Below are 242 nucleotides of genomic sequence, written 5' to 3'. Positions count from 1 at the left end.
CCGACAAGCCTATGACGCGAGGGAGAAAGTTTTAATGGATGAAGCCGCAAAATTCGCCCACGCAGAGACAGAAGGAATAAAAAGAGGAATGGAACAAGGAATAAAAAAAGGGATTGAAAAAGGCATTGAACAAGGCATTGAAAAGGGTCGAAAAGAAGGGGTTCAGCAGGGAAAAATTCAAATGATTAAAAGTATGCATGATCTTGGTATACCACTTGAAACAATTGCTAAGGCAAGTAAAT

At 39.7% G+C, this 242-nt stretch carries 1 pseudogene; it reads left to right on the top strand.

From position 1 onward, the window contains the following. Positions 1–242: pseudogene (locus tag MR113_RS27880) on the top strand (Rpn family recombination-promoting nuclease/putative transposase); the annotation flags it as partial.

It is taken from the genome of Bacillus cereus group sp. BfR-BA-01379 (genome assembly GCF_022663605.1).
Taxonomy (GTDB): Bacteria; Bacillota; Bacilli; order Bacillales; family Bacillaceae_G; genus Bacillus_A; species Bacillus_A mobilis.
This window is presented reverse-complemented; position numbering and strand designations above follow the sequence as displayed.